Below are 17,573 nucleotides of genomic sequence, written 5' to 3'. Positions count from 1 at the left end.
GACGCGCTTTAGTCCTTTGTTTTTATGCATTTCGTTATCCCGGAACCGCTGCACACAGATTCGCTCTTAGCGCTTTAGCCTATTGTTTTTACGCATGTCGTTATCGCGGAACCGCTGCACACTTTTGCGCGACATGCTCTAAAATCAGCCCGAACAAGTCGCAACGCAGGTCATTTGCGGCGTTGCATCACCAGTGGATCAATTGCGATCCTGCCGCCGCCAAACACGACCAATGCCAATGCCATCGCCGCCCAGGGCAGGTGGAAATTCGCCCAGCCATCGGGAATGGTCAGTTGGATAATCGCCGTCATCAGCAGCAAGCCGAGGGCGGCAAACCGCGTCCCCAAGCCGAGGATCAACAGGACCGGCAGGACCAGTTCGCCGATCCCTGCTGCCGTCGCCATCGTCAAGGGAAACGGATAGGGAATCTCGCTGCCGAAGATATGGAGTCTGAACTCCTGTTCGAAGAGATATCTTGCCCCTTGTGAAAGCGTCAGGAATCCGTCCCATTTCGTCAGTCCCGACTTGAAAAAGGGAATTGCGAGCGCGAAGCGCAGCGCCAGCAGCGGCAGCGATGGGGGAAGGGAGGCGAGCAGGCCTTCGGTGCGTGTGACGAGAGCGGCAAGGGCAGCGCCAGCGCCGTATGAGGAGGCTGCTTCGGTCTTCATGGGACGTTTCCTTCATCCTGTTGCAGGGCGCTGAATGCACCGAGACTGGCAAGACCAATCAGCGCTGTTCCAAAATCGAATTCGGGGGCGGCGATCAATGCCGCCTCTGCTGCCGCACCCAGCGTGGCGGCCTTGAACAAGCAGGCCGCGAAAACGGAGTCCTGCGGCGGCAGGATATGAACATGGACGGTCATCTCCGGCCGCACGACCAGCACATCCTGCGCTCGCCAGTCGGCGACCGGCATAACCATGTCCTGCTGATGCGCACTCCAGATCGAGCCAACAGGATGGTCCGAACGGATCAAACCCGCTGAAGGGTGCGGCACCAGCCGCAAGTCGGCAAGCGTCTCGGGCGCCAAGGCCGAGAGGGCCGCGAGATCGAGCGGCGCGGCGTCCGCCGCCTGATAGGCCCGCGTCCAGGCCGCTTCGATCCGGGCGACGCCGGCCAGATAGGCAAGATTACTCGCCGGCCGGAAGCTTGCAATGAAATCCGGAAAGTCGCCGCCATATTCGATAATCAGCGGTGAGGTGGGTTTGTGATCCTGGGCATAGGCCCGCGCCATAGCTGTGAAGAATTGCTTTCCAACGAGCCGTTCCGTCACCGGAAAGTGCTGCGCCAATGCCCTTGTCAGCCCGACGAAGACATTGTTGCGGTAGATGGCGAACCGCGCAGCGTCGGTCGTGCCGCGCGCTGTGGTGATACCGTCCGGCACCGGCCGGTCGGCATGCAGCAATGCATCAGCAAAGGCGTTCTGGCTTGCGGCGAAATCCATTGTCATGCCGCCCGGATCCTACGCTTATTGCGGCGGAGCGTTTCGGCGGCGAGCATCGCATCCGCGCGGGCCGCCTCCGTCTGCAACGTCACGAAATCCGGGACGTCGTTGTCCCATTCGATCAGCGTCGGCAGCGGTCCGCTGCGCGCAAGCGTGTGTTCGTAGAGCGCCATCACATCGCCCTTGACCGCCGTACGATGCGTGTCGATCAGCAACCGGTCGCCGGCGTCGTCGAGGGTCTCGTCGTAGCCGGCAAGGTGGATCTCGCCGACCAACTCGACCGGGAAGCAGTCGATATAGGTGGCGGCATCGAGCCGGTGATTGACCGCCGAGACCATCACGTTGTTGACGTCGAGCAGCAGACCGCAGGCGGTCCGCTCCGCAATTGTCGCCAGAAAGTCCACCTCATCGATCGTGCTGTCGGCAAACAGCACGTAGGTCGCCGGGTTTTCGAGCAGCAGTCGTTGTCCGAGCGCCTGCTGCGTTTCGTCGACATGATCGATGACGCGCGCCAGCGTTTCCGGCGTATAGGGAAGCGGCAGCAGGTCATTGAGAAAGCCCGTGTCGTGGGTCGACCAGGCCAGATGTTCGGAGAAGCTCTGCGGCCGATAGCGATCGATCAGGCCGCGCAGCCGCTTCAGATGCGCCTTGTCAAGCTCGTGCGCTGCACCGATCGACAAGCCGACGCCATGCAGCGAAAGTGGATAGAGTGCACTCACGGCTTCCAAATAGCGATGCGGCGGCCCGCCGGCGCCCATATAGTTCTCGGCATGCACCTCGAAGAAGCCGATATCCGGCCGATTGGCCAGAATAGTCTCATAGTGCTCGGGCTTGAGACCAAGGCCGGCACGGGCGGGCAAGGCGGAAGTTGGGATTTTTGAAGCGGACATCGCGGTTCCTCCCGATTTGTCGGACAATGGCGGGGACCCGTGTAGCTGGGCCCCCGCTTGACGGTCAGCCCTTCATCGGCTCCAGCTTGCCCATGTGGCCGCCGACATTCATGCTGGTGCAGGTACCGGTCGGCACAGCTTTCCAGGAGTTGCCCTGATAGTCCATCGTCGAGGTGCCTGCGCAGGTCGTGCCGGCGCCTGCGGCGCAGTCGTTATGTCCCTTGAGCGCGATGCCATAGCACTTCTCGTTGCCGACCATTTTCTCAGCCGGCAACGGGGCGGCGAAAGCAACGGACGCAAAAGCGGTGGCGAGCGAGCCGGCGAGGGTAAGGGTGAGCGTCGAACGGTTCATGGATGATCTCCTCTTGGATGTTCCGCCGGCCGGTCATCGGCCGGGTAACTCTCCATTCGGTTCGGCAAGGCCTTCTGTTACGCATGGCAACGAACACGAATTCGTGATCGACAATATGGTTTGCTGCAATGCAGCCCAGGAGGCGCAGATCCAGGAAGCCTCCTTCGAATTCGACCGGCTGCTCGGCCGCGGCGAAGCGACGGGTAAGAGCGACTTCGCTTTCCACCGAGAAATCGCGGCTGCCACGAACAATTCATATTATGTGGAAGTTCTCGATGCGCTTGGCATGCGGGCGATCCCGTGCGACATAGCCTCGCCCTGGGGCACAGACAGCACGCTGTCGCGTGACTACCCGGAAGGCCTGCAGCGCGGCGAGCAGGCAAGATGGCTTTCAGGCAGCGGTAAACACAGAAGCTGATCGCGTAACAACAAATGTGAACGCGATCTAGATTCGCATGCCGGGAATGGCGAGCGGATTGTCGGACAGCGCGGCGCGATCGGGCATGTCGATGCGCGGCTTGCCGAGGAAGGCGTCGAACAGATCCTTCACGAAGGCTTCCGACAGATCCTTGGTGATCAGCACCATGCGCGTGCGCCGGTCGCTGGGATCCGGCCAGGCGGCAAGCCGCACCGGCGGATGGAAGATGCTTTGCACGCCATGCAGCACCAGCGGTCGGTCCGGCCGGTCGGAGACGGAAACGATCGCCTTCATCCTCAGCAGCTTCTCGCCATGGGCAGAGCGCAGCAGGTCGATAAACATGTCGAGCGCCATCGGATCGATCGGCTTTTCCTCGACGATCGAGAAAGAGCGGATCGAGGCATCGTGACGGTTGACGTCATGCGGGTCCTGATGCGCGTGATCATGGTGGTGATGGTGGCCGTGGTCCCCATCATGATCATGATTGTGATGATTGTGATGCGCCTCGTGCGCATTCTCGTCCTGCAGCCAGCGGCCGACATCGGCGATCTTCGTCGCCGGATCGTAGATGCCGTTGACGAGCACCGCGGCACTGCCTGCCTCGGTGCTGTCGGCATCCATCATCGTCGCGCGCGGATTGAGCGCCCGCAGGCGCTTTTCCAGAGCATCCACTCCAGCTGTCCCGCCGGCCATCGGTTTTTTCGAGACGATCAGCCGGTCGGCGACCGCCGCCTGCTTGCGCGCTTCCTCGTGATTGTCGAGCGTCTGCAGCCCGTTTACCGCATCGACGACGGTAACGACGCCATCGAGTTCGAAATTCGTCGCAATGACGGGATTGCCCATGATTGCCTGCATGACCGGAGCAGGATCGGCAAGACCCGTCGTTTCGATGACGACGCGCTTCACCGGCTTGACACGGCCGGTCTGCACAGCGTCCATCAGGTTTGCCAGCGTATCCACAAGCTCACCGCGCACGGTGCAGCAGAGGCAGCCGTCTGAGAGTTCGATGATCGAATCGCCGGAACTTTCGACCAGCAGATGATCGATGCCGACATCGCCGAATTCATTGATGATGACGGCTGCATCCTTCATCACCGGATCTTTGAGGATGCGGTTGAGCAGCGTCGATTTGCCGGCGCCGAGAAAGCCGGTCAGGATGGTGACCGGAATCCTGTCGTTGAGCGCGCTCATGTCGTTTTACCTTGAAAACCTATCTTAGAAAGATGTCGGGCGCGGCATCGGCACCGGCACGTTGGCGATGCCTCCCGCCGTATCGCCAGTCGCCACCTTTTCCGGCTGCTGAGCCGGCTGCGGATCCTGGCCGGGAATGAGGCCGGCAAAGACAAAGCGCGGATCGTGATCCATTTCCAGGATATAGGGCGACTGCACCCGCATACGGCCGACCTCGTCGCGCGTTTCGCTGCGCACCTTGGCGCCCTTGGCGCTGCAGATATCGGCGGTAATGTCGGAAACCTGGTCTTGTCCCGCGCCGTAAGGCTTCAGCGAACCCAGCGTATCGTTGCCGGGAAACGGCGTGGTGAAACCCTTCTGCAAAAGGTTCGCCGTCGCATCGGCGCGCGCTGCGAGACTGTCGGTGCCGAGCACGACCGAGACGAGCGTATGGCCGTTGCGCGTCGCCGAACCGATCTGGTTGAAGCCCGAGGCGCAGATGAAGCCTGTCTTCATGCCGTCGGCGCCGGCGAAGCGGCCGATCAGCATGTTGAGGCTCGGCACGTTTTGCTGGCCATTGGTGAAACCCTCAAGCGCAAAGTACCCGGCATATTGTGGAAAATCGCGGCGCAGCGCCACGGTCAGCACCGCAAGGTCGCGCGCCGTCGTATACTGCCCTTTGCCGGGCAGGCCATTCGGATTGACGAAATGCGAATCCGTCATGCCGAGCTTCAGCGCCTCGCCGTTCATCCGCGTCACGAAGGCTTCCTGGGTGCCGCCGACCGCTTCGGCGACCGCGACGGCAATGTCGTTGGCCGATTTCACCATCAGGATCTTCAGCGCGCTGTCGAGCGTCAGCTTCTGGCCCGGCTTGAAATACATCTTGGCGGCCGGCTGCGCGGCGGCGCGCTTGCTCATGACGATAGGCGTATCGAGGCTGATCTGGCCGGCGCGGATCGCGTCGAACACGGTATAGACGGTCATCAGCTTGGTCAGCGAAGCCGGATACCATTTGCGGAAGGCTTCCTCATGCTCGAGCACGCGGCCGGTCTGCACATCGACGAGAATATGCGGATTGGCCTGAGCAAGCGGAATGGAGGCAACAAAACCGGCAGTCGCAGCGATCGCAAAACTCAACGGCCGCAAAGCGGCAAACAAACGGAAGTGGCTCGTCGACACGGTTCGTCCTTCGGATATTAGGAAAATCTCGAAACCTTCACCTATTTATCCTATATGGCTATGACATGGCAAAGGTCATTGACTAAGTAATTTCCACAGCCTCACACCGCAGCCTCACACCCTGGGCTTCACACCCTTTTGATGCGATGAAAGATTGTCGGGATTTCATAACAGGAACGCGAATATGCCGATTTTGAACAGAGCCGCGGAATTGCAGGACGAAGTCGCCGAATGGCGCCGCCACATCCACGCCCGGCCCGAACTGCTTTTCGCGGTGGAAAACACGGCCGCCTTCGTCGCCGAAAAACTCAAGGAATTCGGTGTCGACGAGATCGCCACCGGCATCGGCCGCACCGGCGTCGTCGGCCTGATCAGGGGCAAGGGCGAAGGCCGCCGCACCGTCGGCCTGCGCGCCGACATGGACGCCCTGCCGCTGACCGAAATATCAGGCAAGCCCTGGGCTTCGAAGACGCCGGGCAAGATGCATGCCTGCGGCCATGACGGCCACACCGCCATGCTGCTCGGCGCCGCGAAGTACCTGGCCGAGACCCGCAATTTCAACGGGAATATCGCCGTCATCTTCCAACCCGCCGAAGAAGGCGGCGGCGGCGGCAACCTGATGGTCAAGGACGGCATGATGGAGCGCTTCGGCATCGAAGAGGTTTACGGCATGCATAATCTGCCGGGCCTGCCGGTGGGACAGTTCGCCACTCGCAAGGGCGCGATCATGGCGGCGACCGACGAATTCACCGTCACCATCAAGGGCCGCGGCGGCCACGCCGCCCAGCCGCACCGGACGATCGACCCGATCGCCATCAGCGCCCAGATCGTTGCCAACCTGCAGATGATCGCCTCGCGCACCGCCGATCCGATCAGCTCGGTCGTCGTCTCGGTCACCAAGTTCAATGCCGGTTTCGCCCATAATGTCATTCCGAACGATGCGACCTTCGCCGGCACGGTGCGCACCCTCGACGCCGAGGTGCGGACGCTCGCCGAGACGCGGTTCCGGCAGATCGTCGAGGGCGTGGCCGCGGCCCACGGCGCCGAGGCTGAGATCAGCTTCCATCGCAACTACCCCGTCACCGTCAACCATCCTGACGAGACCGAGCACGCGGTCGCCACCGCCAGCGCCATCGCCGGCGAGGGCAACGTCAATGCCGAGATCGACCCGATGATGGGCGGCGAGGATTTCTCCTACATGCTGAACGCCCGCCCCGGCGCCTTCATCTTCATCGGCAACGGCGACAGCGCCGGCCTGCATAACCCGGCCTACGACTTCAACGACGAAGCCATCGCCCACGGCATCTCCTACTGGGTCCGCCTCGCCGAACAGCGCCTCGGCGTCTGACAACAATTAAGGCTTGGCTTCCCGCCAAGCCTTTTGTATGCATGGCTTCAGTGGTCCCGTAGCTCAGCAGGATAGAGCACCAGATTCCTAATCTGGGGGTCACGCGTTCGAATCGCGTCGGGATCACCATTACTTAACTTCATTTTGGCCGTCTGTTCGTAGAGATTGGAATGCTCTGCGTTTCAGGAGATTAGCAGCTTTCCGGCGAATACTCTCCAACACTCGGTACTGAGAATTCGCAAACTCTTCGACGAACGCAGTTGGACAGGAAGAGACATATGACAGCCTGGCTGACGCTCTTGCTTGCAGTGGTTGCTGTGATTATCGCTTCTATGCAGTAGTTTGTGGCGCGACAGAAATTCGTCTTAGACCTCTTCGATCGGCGCTATAGAGCATACAATGATGTTCTTGGAGCCGTGCGACCCATCGTGGCAGCAGGGAACGCCGAACATAACCAGATTGTTGATTTGCAGGTTGCCGTCCAAAACTCGAAATTCCTTTTTGGAAGCGACGTCAACGATTACCTCCAGGAAACTTACAAAACGGTTGCCACACTCCGCTTCTGGAATAGCATTTACAACACGGAAAACCCCCAAGCGCACGAAGCTCCAGAAGGAATGTACGCCTGCAGTATGAAACTAGTGAAATTCTTTGAAGAGTATCCGGCACTTTGCCGAGCATATATGATGATGCCCGAAAAGCGTGTCCGCACACCCTTTGAGTGGTATCGTGATCGCAACGAGCTTCGCAAAAGCTACGGAAGCGAGCCTGAAAGTATCGACTCGTGAGAGGTGAAACCGCATCTGCGGGTGCAGAGCCGCCACACTGCCAATCTCAATGTTAAAGCCTCGGGAATTTTCCGGATTTCACTCAAAAAATTGGCTGCGTCCTCATCGTCGACCAAAACTCCTGTTCCAGTTCAAGTTTTGCGATTTGGCGATCGACGGCAGGTCCGAAAAGTAGTTTGATCCCTTTCGCGTGTTCGAACCGTGCCGCGACTACCGATTTTCAATGAAATCATCTCCGCGTCCCCGCGCCAAAAATGAGTTCACAGCCGCTTTGTTCACGGCACCTGGTGATCGATCTTCCGCGTCCGCACAACCCGCCGCACCCCCAATCCCAGCGCCGCCGCCACGACCCAGCCGCCGACAAAACCAATCGCACCCCAGACCAGACCTGCAAAGCTGACGGGCACACCCGGCACGAAATCCCGCCAGGTATTGGCGAAAACGACATCATCCGGCTCGCCCAACAGCACGAAGGGCTTGGCGACGGGGGCGGCGGTGCCGAGTTTCAGCTGCTGCGCCAGCAGCGTCTCGTAGCGCGTGATCGTGCTCTGCATCGAGACGCCGCGGTCGCGGAGGAAATCGTCGGAGGATTGCGCATAGGCGCTCAGCGCCTGCTGGCGATCAAGGTGGTGCTCTGCTGCCTGGGTGTTGAAATCCTCGACGATGACGCGCAATTCGTCGATCGCCCCGCCGATCCGCTGGCGGTATTGCTGGGCAAATTCCGGCGCCTGCGAAAAGACCGTGCCGCCGGCAAGCCCGGCGACGATGGCGATGATCCTTGCAGTCGCTCCCATTCTCGATGCCTCCGGCTCTCCTCAGCGCCAACGCGCGTCGCGATCTTTCAGATACGCTGGTCGCGCTTTAGTTCTTTGTTTTACGCATGTCGTTATCGCAAAACCGCGGACACTTTTGCGCGACATGCTTTAACGATCCGCGGCCGCAAAGGTTTCGCAACGACACAATCGGTAACGCTATGTGATTGAACCGACAGCGCTTCCGGCGAGTTGCTCCCGTGACCAACTGAGAAAGAGAGACTTGTCATGAAACAGATTATCCTTGCCTGCACACTCGCCGCTGCATCGATTTTTTCCGCCATGCCGTCCCAGGCGGCCAGCGTCACCATCACCACGGATGACGCACGGCCCTACTATCGCCATGCCGAACGGCCCTACTATCGCCATGCGGAACGGCCATATTATCGGGAGCACGTGAGGCCGCGCCACGTGTCCCGCGATTGCTTCACCAAGACGGAAAAAATTCGCCGTCACGGCCATACGGTCATCGAGGAAACCCGGGTCTGCCGATAGGCGATCCAAGCACGAAGCCCGGCTGATCAGCCCAGCCCCTAACGGAAATGTGGAATACTTTCTGTAGCAAATATCTGTCGCGAAACTCCAACTTTTGCGAGTGAGTTTCGCGACAAGCCATCCTCGTGGAAGGGCAACACCGGCCTACAGTGGCTTTCGGAAGAACACGACGCGCTGTGTCTCCTCAAATCCTAAAGCGGTATGGAGCGCATGGCTGGCTGAATTCTCAAGCGGCGCGTCAGAGCCAAACTCAACACACCCAAGCGGCTTCCCCCAATCGGCAACAGCATTGCACAGCAATCGTGCGATACCTTTTCGCCTGTCAACGGGCCGGACATAAATCCCTTCGAGGAATAGAACGGGCGAGCTGCTGCATCCATTCACATAATCATGTCGCAAGGTGGCTTCAGCAAACCCGACAGCTTCATTCGCAGCATTTCGAGCGATGAACGCGACGGCTTCTCCACTTTCTGAAAGAAACGCCCGGTCCAACTCAGCTCGATGATCGTCAAGCGAGTGATGCGGCCATAGTGCAACGCGAAGCTGCGCCCATGGCTCAACATCTTTTATAGTCCCAATCTCGATAGTCGATTCCATATTGCGGCTGCCTTCTTGTCGCAAAAATCCCAATTAACGCGACAGTTTGGGACAGGTGTGTGCGCAGAATGCTTCACGAAGATATTTCCAGCAAGATGAACCGCCCCAAACACCCATGCCACAGGGATTCGGCACCAGTATCTACTTGGATTCCACATTTCGGTTAGGGGCTGGGCTGATTAGCCGGGCTTTTTATTTGATCTCTTGATGCGGAACTTCGCCATATCAGCCGCGTTATTCGCCAAAAGGGAGTGAGTGTCATGCGTATCAAGATGAGTCTTTTGGCAATCGCCTATGTCGCCGTCAGCGCCGTGTTGCTTGCCATCGCCTATCACCCGCACGGGTCGGTTGCCCTGCAGAAGACCGATCGTATGGCCGGTTCGTCCTTCCTCGTCGAGCGCTTCGCCGGTTGATCGGCTGAGCGCTCATTGAGAGAGGACGCGAAAGCGCTCCCCGTCAATGCCAATCATTGATCGGAGGCCCGCCGAGCAGGATCCGGTTCTGCACCGAATGCACGCCTTCGACGGCCTTGGCGACCGCGGTCGCCCGTTCGATCTCGCCGACCGTGCCGACGGTGCCGGTCAGCACGATCTGGTCGTTCTCCATCGTCACTTCGACATCAGCCGCATCGAGGCCGCCGGCAATCGCCAGCGCATTGGCGACGGCCGCTTCGACCGATGCGCGATTGGAAATTTCCGCTTCCATCTCGGGCTCGAGACCGTGAAATGTCTGCTCCTTGAAAACCATGATCCGTTCCTCCTTAAAGCCAGGGCGTCGGATCCCGGGCGTCAAACCTGCGGAGGAAACGCCCGTCGGCCGGATTTGGTTGCAGCGCCGCTACCAGTTGAGGCGATAGCGCAGATTGACGCTGCCGGCCTCGCTCGCCGAAAACGGATTGTTGACCGAGGCATCGAGATTGAGGTTCGGCAGGATCGCCTGGTTGACGGCAACCGTGCTCGAAAAGTCGCCGCTGGCATTGCTGACGCCTGCGCCCGCCGAAAGCGACGTTCCCGTCCAGGGATGGATCAGCTTCAGCGCCTGCGACGCCGTCACCGAGGCTTGTTTGATATCGACCGCGTCATATTGGACGCTGATGGATCGGCTCGATTGCATGTCGAGCGTGTCCGACAGGATCCAGCTGCGTGAGCGGCTGAGCGTCAGCGCGCCGCTGCCGCGCAGCGTATCGACACTGATGCTTGCGCCCCGCTGTGATTGGCCTGCCGGCGTGACGCTGGTCCTGTCGATCCGGCCCCAGAGCATCGCCTGTCCGGAATCGGGCAGCGGCGCCCCGCCTTTGGTCGACGCCAGGCCAATATCGGCACCGGCGCTGGTTTCCCATTCCGCCGGCAGACGAAAACCCATCGTCGCCTTGTAGGACCGGTCGGAGAGTTTGGCTGGCGACCAGATCAGCAGATCATCCGCCCTCGCCGCGGTGGCGAGCGAGGTTACGATGGCAAAAACAATGCACGCTATTTTGAATGTCGTCATGAAGTCCGAACGTTTCACCTGACACGGCGCCGCAGCGCCGAAACCGACGCAGCAACGCGTATGAATGCGCTCGCAGCGAACGCGATGAAGGATTGCGGCCAAGCCGCCTATCCCGGTTTCATCCTCGATTTTAATGTTTGACCGGAAAGGCCAGCGGCACCTCAGTGCCTGTGCTTCTTGGGACGCCTCGGCGCCCCGAATTGACCATGCGGCCGTGAACGGCGCGACGGAATTTCGATTCCGCCAGCAACGCTACAAGGATCACACCCAGCCGCCGCTCTGTAAACCCCTTAGGGGATGAAATCTGCTGCACCGCACACTTGCCGCCCCCTCCAAAGCCTAGTAGAGCCTCAGCCTACGAGAGAAACTTTCGCGAAATTGCATATGATGACCGGCAAAACCGCGCCGCGGCGCCTCAGCATCTTCGGTTCGACCGGCTCGATCGGCCAAAACACCCTCAACGTCGTCGATCACCTGGGCGGGCGGGAGAATTTCGAAATCTCCGTACTAACAGGCAACGGCAATGTCGAATTGCTGGCCCGGCAGGCGAAATCATCCGGCGCGCTGATGGCGGTGACGGCAAACGACCGGCATTACGAATCACTGAAGAGCGCACTTTCGGGCAGCGGCATTGCCGTCGCCGCCGGAAAATCCGGCCTGATGGAAGCCGCAGACCGTGAAGCCGACTGGGTGATGGCGGCCATCGTCGGCACGGCGGGGCTGGCACCGACCCTTGCCGCCGCACGCCGCGGCGCCGATATCGCCCTTGCCAACAAGGAATGCCTGGTCTCGGCCGGCGATCTCTTCCTGGCAACGATCCGGGAAGGCGGCGGCAGGCTGCTTCCCGTCGACAGCGAGCACAATGCGATTTTCCAGGTGCTGGAAGAAAACCAGCGCCACGCCGTCGAGCGCGTCATTCTGACGGCCTCCGGCGGCCCCTTCCGCACCGCCTCGCGCCAGGAGATGGCCGGCGTGACGGTGGAAACCGCACGCGCCCACCCGAACTGGTCGATGGGATTGAAGATCTCGATCGACAGCGCCTCGATGTTCAACAAGGCGCTGGAGATGATCGAAGCCCGGCATCTCTTCAGCCTGAAGCCCGAACAGATCGAAGTCATCTTCCATCCGCAATCGATCATCCATTCGATGGTCGGTTATACCGACGGATCGGTGCTGGCCCAGCTCGGCGCCCCCGATATGCGCACGGCCATCGGTTATGCCTTGGCCTTTCCGCGCCGGCCGAACCTGCCGATCGAGCGGCTGGATTTCGCCAAGCTCGCCAGGCTGGATTTCGAGGCGCCGGATGAGCTGCGGTTTCCGGCATTGCGGCTGGCGCGCCTGGCGATGACGCGCGGCGGCGTTCAGGGCGCGGTGCTGAACGGCGCCAAGGAAGTGGCGCTCGAAGCCTTCATCGAAGGGCGGCTGTCCTTCCTTGCCATGGCCGAGATCACCGAGAGGGTGATGGACGACCTGGCCGGCCTGCTGCCGGCAGCCGATATGGACGATGTCTTCGCCGCCGACAGGCAGGCGCGGCAGCGGGCGTCGGAGCTGATGACCCTCGCGGTCGCCGGCTAAAGCGCGTCGCGATCTTTCAGATTCGCTCCTTGCGCTTTAGCTCTTTGTTTTTACGCATGTCGTTGCCGCAAAAGCGCTTCGCGCTTTGCCTGGGAAAACCGCAGCACACTTTTCGGCATCATGCTCTGTTACCGCAGCCGGTTGCCACCCTCATCGAACAATCGGCAATCCGACCGCTCGAACAGCAGGCTGACCTGCTCGCCCGCCGCAATGCTGATCGGCGAGCGATGCTCGACGGTGAGCGACTGACCATCGGCAAGCTGGCAATAGAGATATTGCGTTCCGCCGAGATACTCCGAAAAATCCACCTTGGCCGTCAGACTGCCCGCCAGGTCCGACGCCACCGTCAGATGTTCCGGCCGCAGGCCGAGCGTCACCGCCGCACCCACCGGCCTGTCTGCCGACGGCAGGCCGCTTTCGATCTGCTTGCCGGCGACTTCGACCAGGCTTCCCTCGCCCCAGCGGGCATTCAAGAGGTTCATCCGGGGCGAGCCGATGAAGCCCGCCACGAAAGTATTGGCGGGGTTCTCGTAGATTTCCCGTGGCGTTCCGGCCTGTTCGACGCGGCCGTCGCGCAGCACGACGATCTTGTCGGCGAGCGTCATCGCCTCGGTCTGGTCGTGCGTGACATAGATCATCGTATTGCCGAGCTCGCGGTGCAGGCGGGCAATCTCGATGCGCATCGAAACCCTGAGTTCCGCATCGAGATTGGACAGCGGCTCGTCGAACAGGAAGACATCGGGCTTGCGCACGATCGCCCGGCCGATCGCCACACGCTGACGCTGGCCGCCGGAAAGCTGCCCGGGCCGCCGGTCGAGAAGATGGTCGATCTTCAGGATGGCCGAGGCTGCCTTGACGCGCGTCTCGATCTCGGCCGCATTGGTACGCGCCATCTTCAGCCCGAAAGCCAGATTGTCGCGCACGCTCATATGCGGGTAGAGCGCATAGGACTGGAAGACCATGGCGATACCGCGCTCGGACGGATCGAGATCGGTGACGTTGCGTCCCTTGATCTCGACCTCGCCGTCGGTGACATCTTCCAGGCCGGCGATCATCCGAAGCAGCGTCGATTTTCCGCAGCCCGACGGGCCGACGAAGACGACGAATTCACCTTCTTCGATCGTCAGGTCGATCCCATGGACCACCGGCAGATTGCCATAGCTTTTTCGCACGTCCTGGAGCACGACGCTCTTGTTTGCCATACCGTTCGTCATCCCCAAACGACCTACTTGTCCGACTGGACCCAGACGAGCATCTCTCCCGGCCCGCGGTTGTCCCAGAGATGATAGGGCACGAAACGCGCGGTGGCGACCTGCCTTTCCGCCGGCGCCTGGCGATAGAGCGGTGTTCCCCAGTTCCGCGTCTCCTCGCGCTCGACCTTGAGATCAAGGGCGACGGCATCGTTGAGATCCCTAAGCACGACGGTTTCGGCGGCCGGGAGCTCGCGGGGCAGGATGATGGCGTTGAGGTCTTCGCCATTGTCGGTCGTTTCGACGCAATAGACCAGCGGGCCGCGCATCAAGGCGACGCGGCCGGCATCCTGGCGCACCTTCGGATTGGCATATTGCGGGCGAAGTGCCAGCGGCAGATAGAGATCGATACGATCGCCGTCGGCCCATTGGCGGTCGATCCTGGCATATCCGTCGCGGATATTGGCGTCGAGATCGAGCACTGCTCCATTGACGCTGAGAGTGGCACCCTCCGCCCAGTCCGGAATGCGCAGCGACAGCGCGAACCTTGCCGGCGTCTTGAGTCTTGTGGTAAAGGCCACCGCGCCGTCCCAGGGATAGTTGGTGGTCTGCTCAAGTTGCCCTTCAGCGCCGTTGGCAAGCTTCAGCCGTGCGGTGCTTTCGCCGTAGAGATGCACGGCAATTTCATCGTCGGCGACGGCATACATATACGAGCCGATCGAGGTCACCAGCCTGGCAATATTCGGCGGGCAGCACGGGCAATGGTGCCATTTCCAGCGATGGTGTTTGCCGGCACTTTCGAGCGGATTGTCATAGAAGAAGGTCTTGCCGTCGGTCGAAAGCCCCGGCAGCGCGCCGTTGTAAAGTGCCTGTTCCATGATATCGGCATAACGACGATCCGGGCCGCGCCCGAGCATGCGGCTTGCCCAGAACACCAGGCCAACCGAGGCGCAGGTTTCGGCGTAAGCCGTGGCGTTGGGCAGGTCATAATAATCGGTGAAGCCTTCATTGGAGGCGGCCGGGCCGATGCCGCCGGTGATGTACATCTGCTTGGTGGTCAGATCGTCCCACAGTGTTTCCAGCGCCGCCGTCAGGCTGTCGTCCTTATATTCGGTGGCGATATCGGCCATGCCGGAATAGAGGTACATGGCGCGCACGGCGTGGCCGACGACCTTGGTCTGCTCGCGCACCGGCTGGTGCGCCTGCGCATATTCATAGGTTTTCTGATGATAGTCGGACAGGCTGCGGCCGTCGCGGCTGGCTTCCGCCGTGAAGAAATGCGGCTCGGTGCCGCGCTCGTCGATGAAGAATTTCGACAGTTCGAGATATTTCTTTTCGCCGGTGACGCGGGCAAGCTTGACCAGCGCAAGCTCGACCTCTTCGTGGCCGCAATAGCCGGGGAACTGGCCTTCACCATGGCCGAATATCGTGATCATGTAATCGGCAAAGCGGCACATGATATCGAGCAGCTTGCGTTTGCCGGTTGCCTGATAATAGGCGACCGCGGCTTCCATCAGATGGCCGGCGCAATAAAGCTCGTGATGGTCGCGCAGATTGGTCCAGCGGCGGGCGGGCTCGACACGCTGGAACCAGGCGTTCAGATAACCGTCCTTGTCCTGCAGCCTTTCATACATGTCGATGATTTCGTCGGCCCGCGCTTCCAGCTTCGGGTTCGGGCGGCGATAGAGCGAATAGGCGATGGTCTCGATCGACTTGCCGAGGTCGGAATCCCAGAACATCTGCGTCGTCCCGCCCCAGGGCTGGATGGGGATGACGACGCCGGGGCTCGGCTGGGAGACATCGATCGCCGTCAGCATGCCGGCCTCGACGCAGCGGTCGAGCAGGGTCTCGGCAGTGGAATTGCAGACGGCGTCCTGCCATTTGCCCCAGAAGCCGCCGAGCTCCACATCGGGAACGGCGACGGGACGAAACTGGCGGTCGTTGCTTGATTTGGTCATGAGCTCGATTTTCCCTCAGTTATTTCACCGCGCCGGCCATCAGCCCGCGCATGTAGTAGCGTTGCAGGAGCAGGAAGACGATCAGGCAAGGGATCGTCATGACGACGACACCGGCCTGGACCGCTCCCCAGTTGATGGCGCCGAGCCGTCCGGCGCGAACCGCCGTCATCAGCACCGGCAGGGTGTATTTCTCATTGCTGGAGAGCAGCACCAGGGCTGCCAGAAACTCGTTCCAGGCATTGAGGAAGGCAAAGATCGCCACCGTCGCCACACCTGGAAGCACCAGCGGCAGCAGAACGCGGATCAAGAGCCGGAGGTCACGCGCGCCATCGATGCGTGCTGCCTCCTCGATCTCCTTCGGCACCGCATCGAAGGCGTTGCGCATCATGAAAACCGAGAAGGGCAGCTGCAGCGTCACATAGACCAGCGTCAGCCCGAGCAGCGAATTGTTGAGGCCGAGTTTTGCCAGGATGATGAAGAGCGGTGTCAGGATCGACTGGAACGGGATCATCAAAGTGGTGATGATCAGCACGAAGAGCGCATTCTTCAGCGGGAACCGATAGCGCGAGAAGCCATAGCCGGCGAGCAGGCTGACGCCGACGGTGAGCACCACGGTGGCGACCGAGACGAACAGCGAGTTGATCATATGCTGCCAGATGCCGGCGCCGAACGTATCGAGCAGCGCGTAGGAATCGATGCTGACACCGGATGTCGGCCACGGCGGCAAGGGCGGCAGGCTGGCCTCCGTGCCATGCCGGAAGGAGGACAACAGCGTGATCACGAAGGGGGCGAGAAAGAAGATCGAGATGGCGATGCCGGTGAGATGATAGGCCGACTTCACGCGGAAGGCTTTGCGCGCCCGGCGTTCCCTTGAGGTGATCATGGACGCTCCTCCCCGACGCGCAGCAGCCAGAGCTGCACGATGCTGATCGCCATCAGGATGGCGAGCAGCACGATCGACAGCGCTGCGCCATAACCGAGATTGAACGACACGAAGGACTGATTGAAGATGTAGTAGACCACCGAGATCATCTTGTTCTGCGGTCCGCCCGACGTCATGATGTAGAACTGGTCGAAGGCGAGAATCGAGCCGGTGACGGAGACGATCAGCGCCAGCGCGATCGTCTTGCGCATCAGCGGCAGCGTCAGATGCCGGAAACGCTGCCAGCGGCCGGCGCCATCAATGCGGGCGGCCTCGGTCAGCTCGGACGGAATGGCCTGCAGCCCAGTCAGAAGAATGATCATGGTGAAACCTGCGATCTTCCAGACGACCATCACCACGATCGTCAGAAAGGCGGTGTCGAAGGTCGCTAGAAGATTGGGGCTCTTTTCGACCAGGCCGAGCGCTTTCAAGGCCGGGCCGATGAAGCCGCTATCGACATTGGCAAGCCACACCCAGAGCAGCGAGGCGGTGGCGAGGCCGACGACAACCGGCAGGAAGATCACCGTGCGATAGGCGCTGACGAACTGCCGTTCCTTCTCGACGAAGATCGCCAGCGGAAAGGCGACGGCGAAGATGGCGACGGTGACGATGAGCGTATAATAGGCGGTGAAAGAGAGCGCCGTCATGAAGCGGGTGTCGTTGACCATGCGGTAATAATTGTTGAAGCCGATCCAGCGCGATGCCCCCATCAGCGGCCAGTTGTGAAGGCTCATCCATCCGGTGAACAGCACCGGCATGAGGAAGAAGACGATGACCAGCGCCATGGCCGGCGCGATATAGGCAAGGCCGCGCCAGTTCGATTGGCGTCGTCGCCTGCGCCGAGGCAATAGAATCTCTGGACCGGAACCGGTCATCGAAACGCTCCGCATCTGTCGGTTGGGATTTGGCCGGGAAGCTGCCACCGCTCCCCGGCCGCGGCCGGGAGAGAG

19 protein-coding genes, 1 tRNA gene and 1 pseudogene are annotated in these 17,573 nt (G+C 60.8%); 7 read left to right on the top strand and 14 right to left on the bottom strand.

Annotation, left to right across the window (positions count from 1 at the left end; translation table 11 throughout):
* Nucleotides 1-170: 170 nt before the first annotated feature.
* The 4 genes from HJB82_RS13380 to HJB82_RS13365 all read right to left on the bottom strand — a co-directional run bounded on the left by HJB82_RS13380 (nt 171) and on the right by HJB82_RS13365 (nt 2,683).
* Nucleotides 171-668, bottom strand: a complete 498-nt coding sequence (locus HJB82_RS13380) for a DoxX family protein (RefSeq protein WP_207582019.1) — start codon at nt 666-668, stop codon at nt 171-173.
* Nucleotides 665-1,447 (bottom strand): DUF2063 domain-containing protein, encoded by a 783-nt coding sequence (locus HJB82_RS13375; protein WP_207582020.1) that lies wholly within the window; start codon nt 1,445-1,447, stop codon nt 665-667. Before HJB82_RS13375 ends, HJB82_RS13380 begins: the two co-directional genes overlap by 4 nt.
* Nucleotides 1,444-2,331 carry a DUF692 family multinuclear iron-containing protein gene (locus HJB82_RS13370; protein WP_207582021.1) on the bottom strand — a complete coding sequence of 296 codons (888 nt, stop codon included), beginning with the start codon at nt 2,329-2,331 and terminating at the stop codon, nt 1,444-1,446. Before HJB82_RS13370 ends, HJB82_RS13375 begins: the two co-directional genes overlap by 4 nt.
* Nucleotides 2,332-2,395: 64 nt before the next feature.
* Nucleotides 2,396-2,683: a DUF2282 domain-containing protein gene (locus HJB82_RS13365; protein WP_207582022.1), complete on the bottom strand. Its 288-nt coding sequence runs from the start codon at nt 2,681-2,683 to the stop codon at nt 2,396-2,398.
* A 127-nt stretch (nt 2,684-2,810) separates the two neighbouring features.
* Between HJB82_RS13365 and HJB82_RS13360 the strand changes: the two are divergent.
* A pseudogene (locus HJB82_RS13360) lies at nt 2,811-3,053 on the top strand (FadR family transcriptional regulator); the annotation flags it as partial.
* Nucleotides 3,054-3,128: 75 nt separating this feature from the next.
* Here HJB82_RS13360 and HJB82_RS13355 read toward each other — a convergent pair.
* Both HJB82_RS13355 and HJB82_RS13350 read right to left on the bottom strand, forming a co-directional pair.
* A complete protein-coding gene (locus HJB82_RS13355) occupies nt 3,129-4,292 on the bottom strand; it encodes a GTP-binding protein (protein WP_207582023.1) in 1,164 nt (387 codons plus the stop codon).
* Between the two features lie 24 nt (nt 4,293-4,316).
* The gene (locus HJB82_RS13350) at nt 4,317-5,450 is read right to left on the bottom strand and encodes a D-alanyl-D-alanine carboxypeptidase family protein (protein ID WP_207582024.1); all 1,134 of its coding nucleotides are present in this window, start codon (nt 5,448-5,450) and stop codon (nt 4,317-4,319) included.
* Nucleotides 5,451-5,634: 184 nt separating this feature from the next.
* Between HJB82_RS13350 and HJB82_RS13345 the strand changes: the two genes are divergently transcribed.
* From HJB82_RS13345 to HJB82_RS13335, 3 genes are all read left to right on the top strand, one after another.
* Nucleotides 5,635-6,798 (top strand): M20 aminoacylase family protein, encoded by a 1,164-nt coding sequence (locus HJB82_RS13345; RefSeq protein ID WP_221140191.1) that lies wholly within the window; start codon nt 5,635-5,637, stop codon nt 6,796-6,798.
* Between the two features lie 52 nt (nt 6,799-6,850).
* Nucleotides 6,851-6,927: transfer RNA gene (locus tag HJB82_RS13340), tRNA-Arg, on the top strand.
* Nucleotides 6,928-7,226: 299 nt separating this feature from the next.
* Entirely contained in the window at nt 7,227-7,586 is a 360-nt protein-coding gene (locus tag HJB82_RS13335) for a hypothetical protein (protein WP_221140190.1), read from the top strand.
* Nucleotides 7,587-7,861: 275 nt separating this feature from the next.
* On the opposite strand, the gene HJB82_RS13330 is transcribed toward HJB82_RS13335, so the two are convergent.
* Nucleotides 7,862-8,380 carry a DUF2937 family protein gene (locus tag HJB82_RS13330; RefSeq protein WP_221140188.1) on the bottom strand — a complete coding sequence of 173 codons (519 nt, stop codon included), beginning with the start codon at nt 8,378-8,380 and terminating at the stop codon, nt 7,862-7,864.
* Between the two features lie 246 nt (nt 8,381-8,626).
* On the opposite strand from HJB82_RS13330, the gene HJB82_RS13325 reads away from it, so the two are divergent.
* The gene (locus HJB82_RS13325; protein WP_207582035.1) at nt 8,627-8,893 is read left to right on the top strand and encodes a hypothetical protein; all 267 of its coding nucleotides are present in this window, start codon (nt 8,627-8,629) and stop codon (nt 8,891-8,893) included.
* Between the two features lie 144 nt (nt 8,894-9,037).
* Here HJB82_RS13325 and aac(6') read toward each other — a convergent pair whose 3' ends face one another.
* Nucleotides 9,038-9,490: an aminoglycoside 6'-N-acetyltransferase gene (gene aac(6'), locus HJB82_RS13320; protein ID WP_207582036.1), complete on the bottom strand. Its 453-nt coding sequence runs from the start codon at nt 9,488-9,490 to the stop codon at nt 9,038-9,040.
* A gap of 260 nt (nt 9,491-9,750) precedes the next feature.
* Between aac(6') and HJB82_RS13315 the strand changes: the two genes are divergently transcribed.
* A complete protein-coding gene (locus HJB82_RS13315; RefSeq protein WP_207582037.1) occupies nt 9,751-9,903 on the top strand; it encodes a hypothetical protein in 153 nt (50 codons plus the stop codon).
* Nucleotides 9,904-9,946: 43 nt separating this feature from the next.
* Here the strand turns inward: HJB82_RS13315 and HJB82_RS13310 are convergent, their stop codons facing one another.
* Both HJB82_RS13310 and HJB82_RS13305 read right to left on the bottom strand, forming a co-directional pair.
* Nucleotides 9,947-10,237, bottom strand: a complete 291-nt coding sequence (locus HJB82_RS13310) for a BON domain-containing protein (protein ID WP_221140187.1) — start codon at nt 10,235-10,237, stop codon at nt 9,947-9,949.
* A 90-nt stretch (nt 10,238-10,327) separates the two neighbouring features.
* The gene (locus tag HJB82_RS13305; protein ID WP_207582039.1) at nt 10,328-10,978 is read right to left on the bottom strand and encodes a hypothetical protein; all 651 of its coding nucleotides are present in this window, start codon (nt 10,976-10,978) and stop codon (nt 10,328-10,330) included.
* Between the two features lie 384 nt (nt 10,979-11,362).
* Between HJB82_RS13305 and dxr the strand changes: the two genes are divergently transcribed.
* The gene (gene dxr, locus HJB82_RS13300) at nt 11,363-12,553 is read left to right on the top strand and encodes a 1-deoxy-D-xylulose-5-phosphate reductoisomerase (RefSeq protein WP_207582040.1); all 1,191 of its coding nucleotides are present in this window, start codon (nt 11,363-11,365) and stop codon (nt 12,551-12,553) included.
* Between the two features lie 128 nt (nt 12,554-12,681).
* Here dxr and HJB82_RS13295 read toward each other — a convergent pair whose 3' ends face one another.
* The 4 genes from HJB82_RS13295 to HJB82_RS13280 are packed head-to-tail and all read right to left on the bottom strand — an operon-like array spanning nt 12,682 to nt 17,498.
* A complete protein-coding gene (locus HJB82_RS13295) occupies nt 12,682-13,767 on the bottom strand; it encodes an ABC transporter ATP-binding protein (RefSeq protein WP_207582041.1) in 1,086 nt (361 codons plus the stop codon).
* 11 nt (nt 13,768-13,778) lie between these two features.
* Nucleotides 13,779-15,701 (bottom strand): glycoside hydrolase family 127 protein, encoded by a 1,923-nt coding sequence (locus tag HJB82_RS13290; protein WP_207582042.1) that lies wholly within the window; start codon nt 15,699-15,701, stop codon nt 13,779-13,781.
* A 19-nt stretch (nt 15,702-15,720) separates the two neighbouring features.
* Nucleotides 15,721-16,584, bottom strand: a complete 864-nt coding sequence (locus tag HJB82_RS13285) for a carbohydrate ABC transporter permease (protein ID WP_207582043.1) — start codon at nt 16,582-16,584, stop codon at nt 15,721-15,723.
* Nucleotides 16,581-17,498 carry a carbohydrate ABC transporter permease gene (locus tag HJB82_RS13280; RefSeq protein ID WP_207582044.1) on the bottom strand — a complete coding sequence of 306 codons (918 nt, stop codon included), beginning with the start codon at nt 17,496-17,498 and terminating at the stop codon, nt 16,581-16,583. The genes HJB82_RS13285 and HJB82_RS13280 overlap by 4 nt, the downstream gene beginning before the upstream one ends.
* Between the last annotated feature and the right edge of the window lie 75 nt (nt 17,499-17,573).

Origin of the sequence: Rhizobium sp. NZLR10 (genome assembly GCF_019685125.1) — a bacterium.
GTDB lineage: Bacteria > Pseudomonadota > Alphaproteobacteria > Rhizobiales > Rhizobiaceae > Rhizobium.
This window is presented reverse-complemented; position numbering and strand designations above follow the sequence as displayed.

Bases quoted from the DNA above. Each gene is read 5' to 3' on its own strand.
- dxr (WP_207582040.1), top strand. From the start codon at position 11,363: ATGATGACCGGCAAAACCGCGCCGCGGCGCCTCAGCATCTTCGGTTCG.
- HJB82_RS13290 (WP_207582042.1), bottom strand. From the start codon at position 15,701: ATGACCAAATCAAGCAACGACCGCCAGTTTCGTCCCGTCGCCGTTCCC.
- HJB82_RS13365 (WP_207582022.1), bottom strand. From the start codon at position 2,683: ATGAACCGTTCGACGCTCACCCTTACCCTCGCCGGCTCGCTCGCCACC.
- HJB82_RS13380 (WP_207582019.1), bottom strand. From the start codon at position 668: ATGAAGACCGAAGCAGCCTCCTCATACGGCGCTGGCGCTGCCCTTGCC.
- HJB82_RS13280 (WP_207582044.1), bottom strand. From the start codon at position 17,498: ATGACCGGTTCCGGTCCAGAGATTCTATTGCCTCGGCGCAGGCGACGA.
- HJB82_RS13370 (WP_207582021.1), bottom strand. From the start codon at position 2,331: ATGTCCGCTTCAAAAATCCCAACTTCCGCCTTGCCCGCCCGTGCCGGC.
- HJB82_RS13295 (WP_207582041.1), bottom strand. From the start codon at position 13,767: ATGACGAACGGTATGGCAAACAAGAGCGTCGTGCTCCAGGACGTGCGA.
- HJB82_RS13325 (WP_207582035.1), top strand. From the start codon at position 8,627: ATGAAACAGATTATCCTTGCCTGCACACTCGCCGCTGCATCGATTTTT.
- HJB82_RS13310 (WP_221140187.1), bottom strand. From the start codon at position 10,237: ATGGTTTTCAAGGAGCAGACATTTCACGGTCTCGAGCCCGAGATGGAA.
- HJB82_RS13355 (WP_207582023.1), bottom strand. From the start codon at position 4,292: ATGAGCGCGCTCAACGACAGGATTCCGGTCACCATCCTGACCGGCTTT.
- HJB82_RS13345 (WP_221140191.1), top strand. From the start codon at position 5,635: ATGCCGATTTTGAACAGAGCCGCGGAATTGCAGGACGAAGTCGCCGAA.
- HJB82_RS13375 (WP_207582020.1), bottom strand. From the start codon at position 1,447: ATGACAATGGATTTCGCCGCAAGCCAGAACGCCTTTGCTGATGCATTG.
- HJB82_RS13315 (WP_207582037.1), top strand. From the start codon at position 9,751: ATGCGTATCAAGATGAGTCTTTTGGCAATCGCCTATGTCGCCGTCAGC.
- HJB82_RS13330 (WP_221140188.1), bottom strand. From the start codon at position 8,380: ATGGGAGCGACTGCAAGGATCATCGCCATCGTCGCCGGGCTTGCCGGC.
- HJB82_RS13305 (WP_207582039.1), bottom strand. From the start codon at position 10,978: ATGACGACATTCAAAATAGCGTGCATTGTTTTTGCCATCGTAACCTCG.
- HJB82_RS13285 (WP_207582043.1), bottom strand. From the start codon at position 16,584: ATGATCACCTCAAGGGAACGCCGGGCGCGCAAAGCCTTCCGCGTGAAG.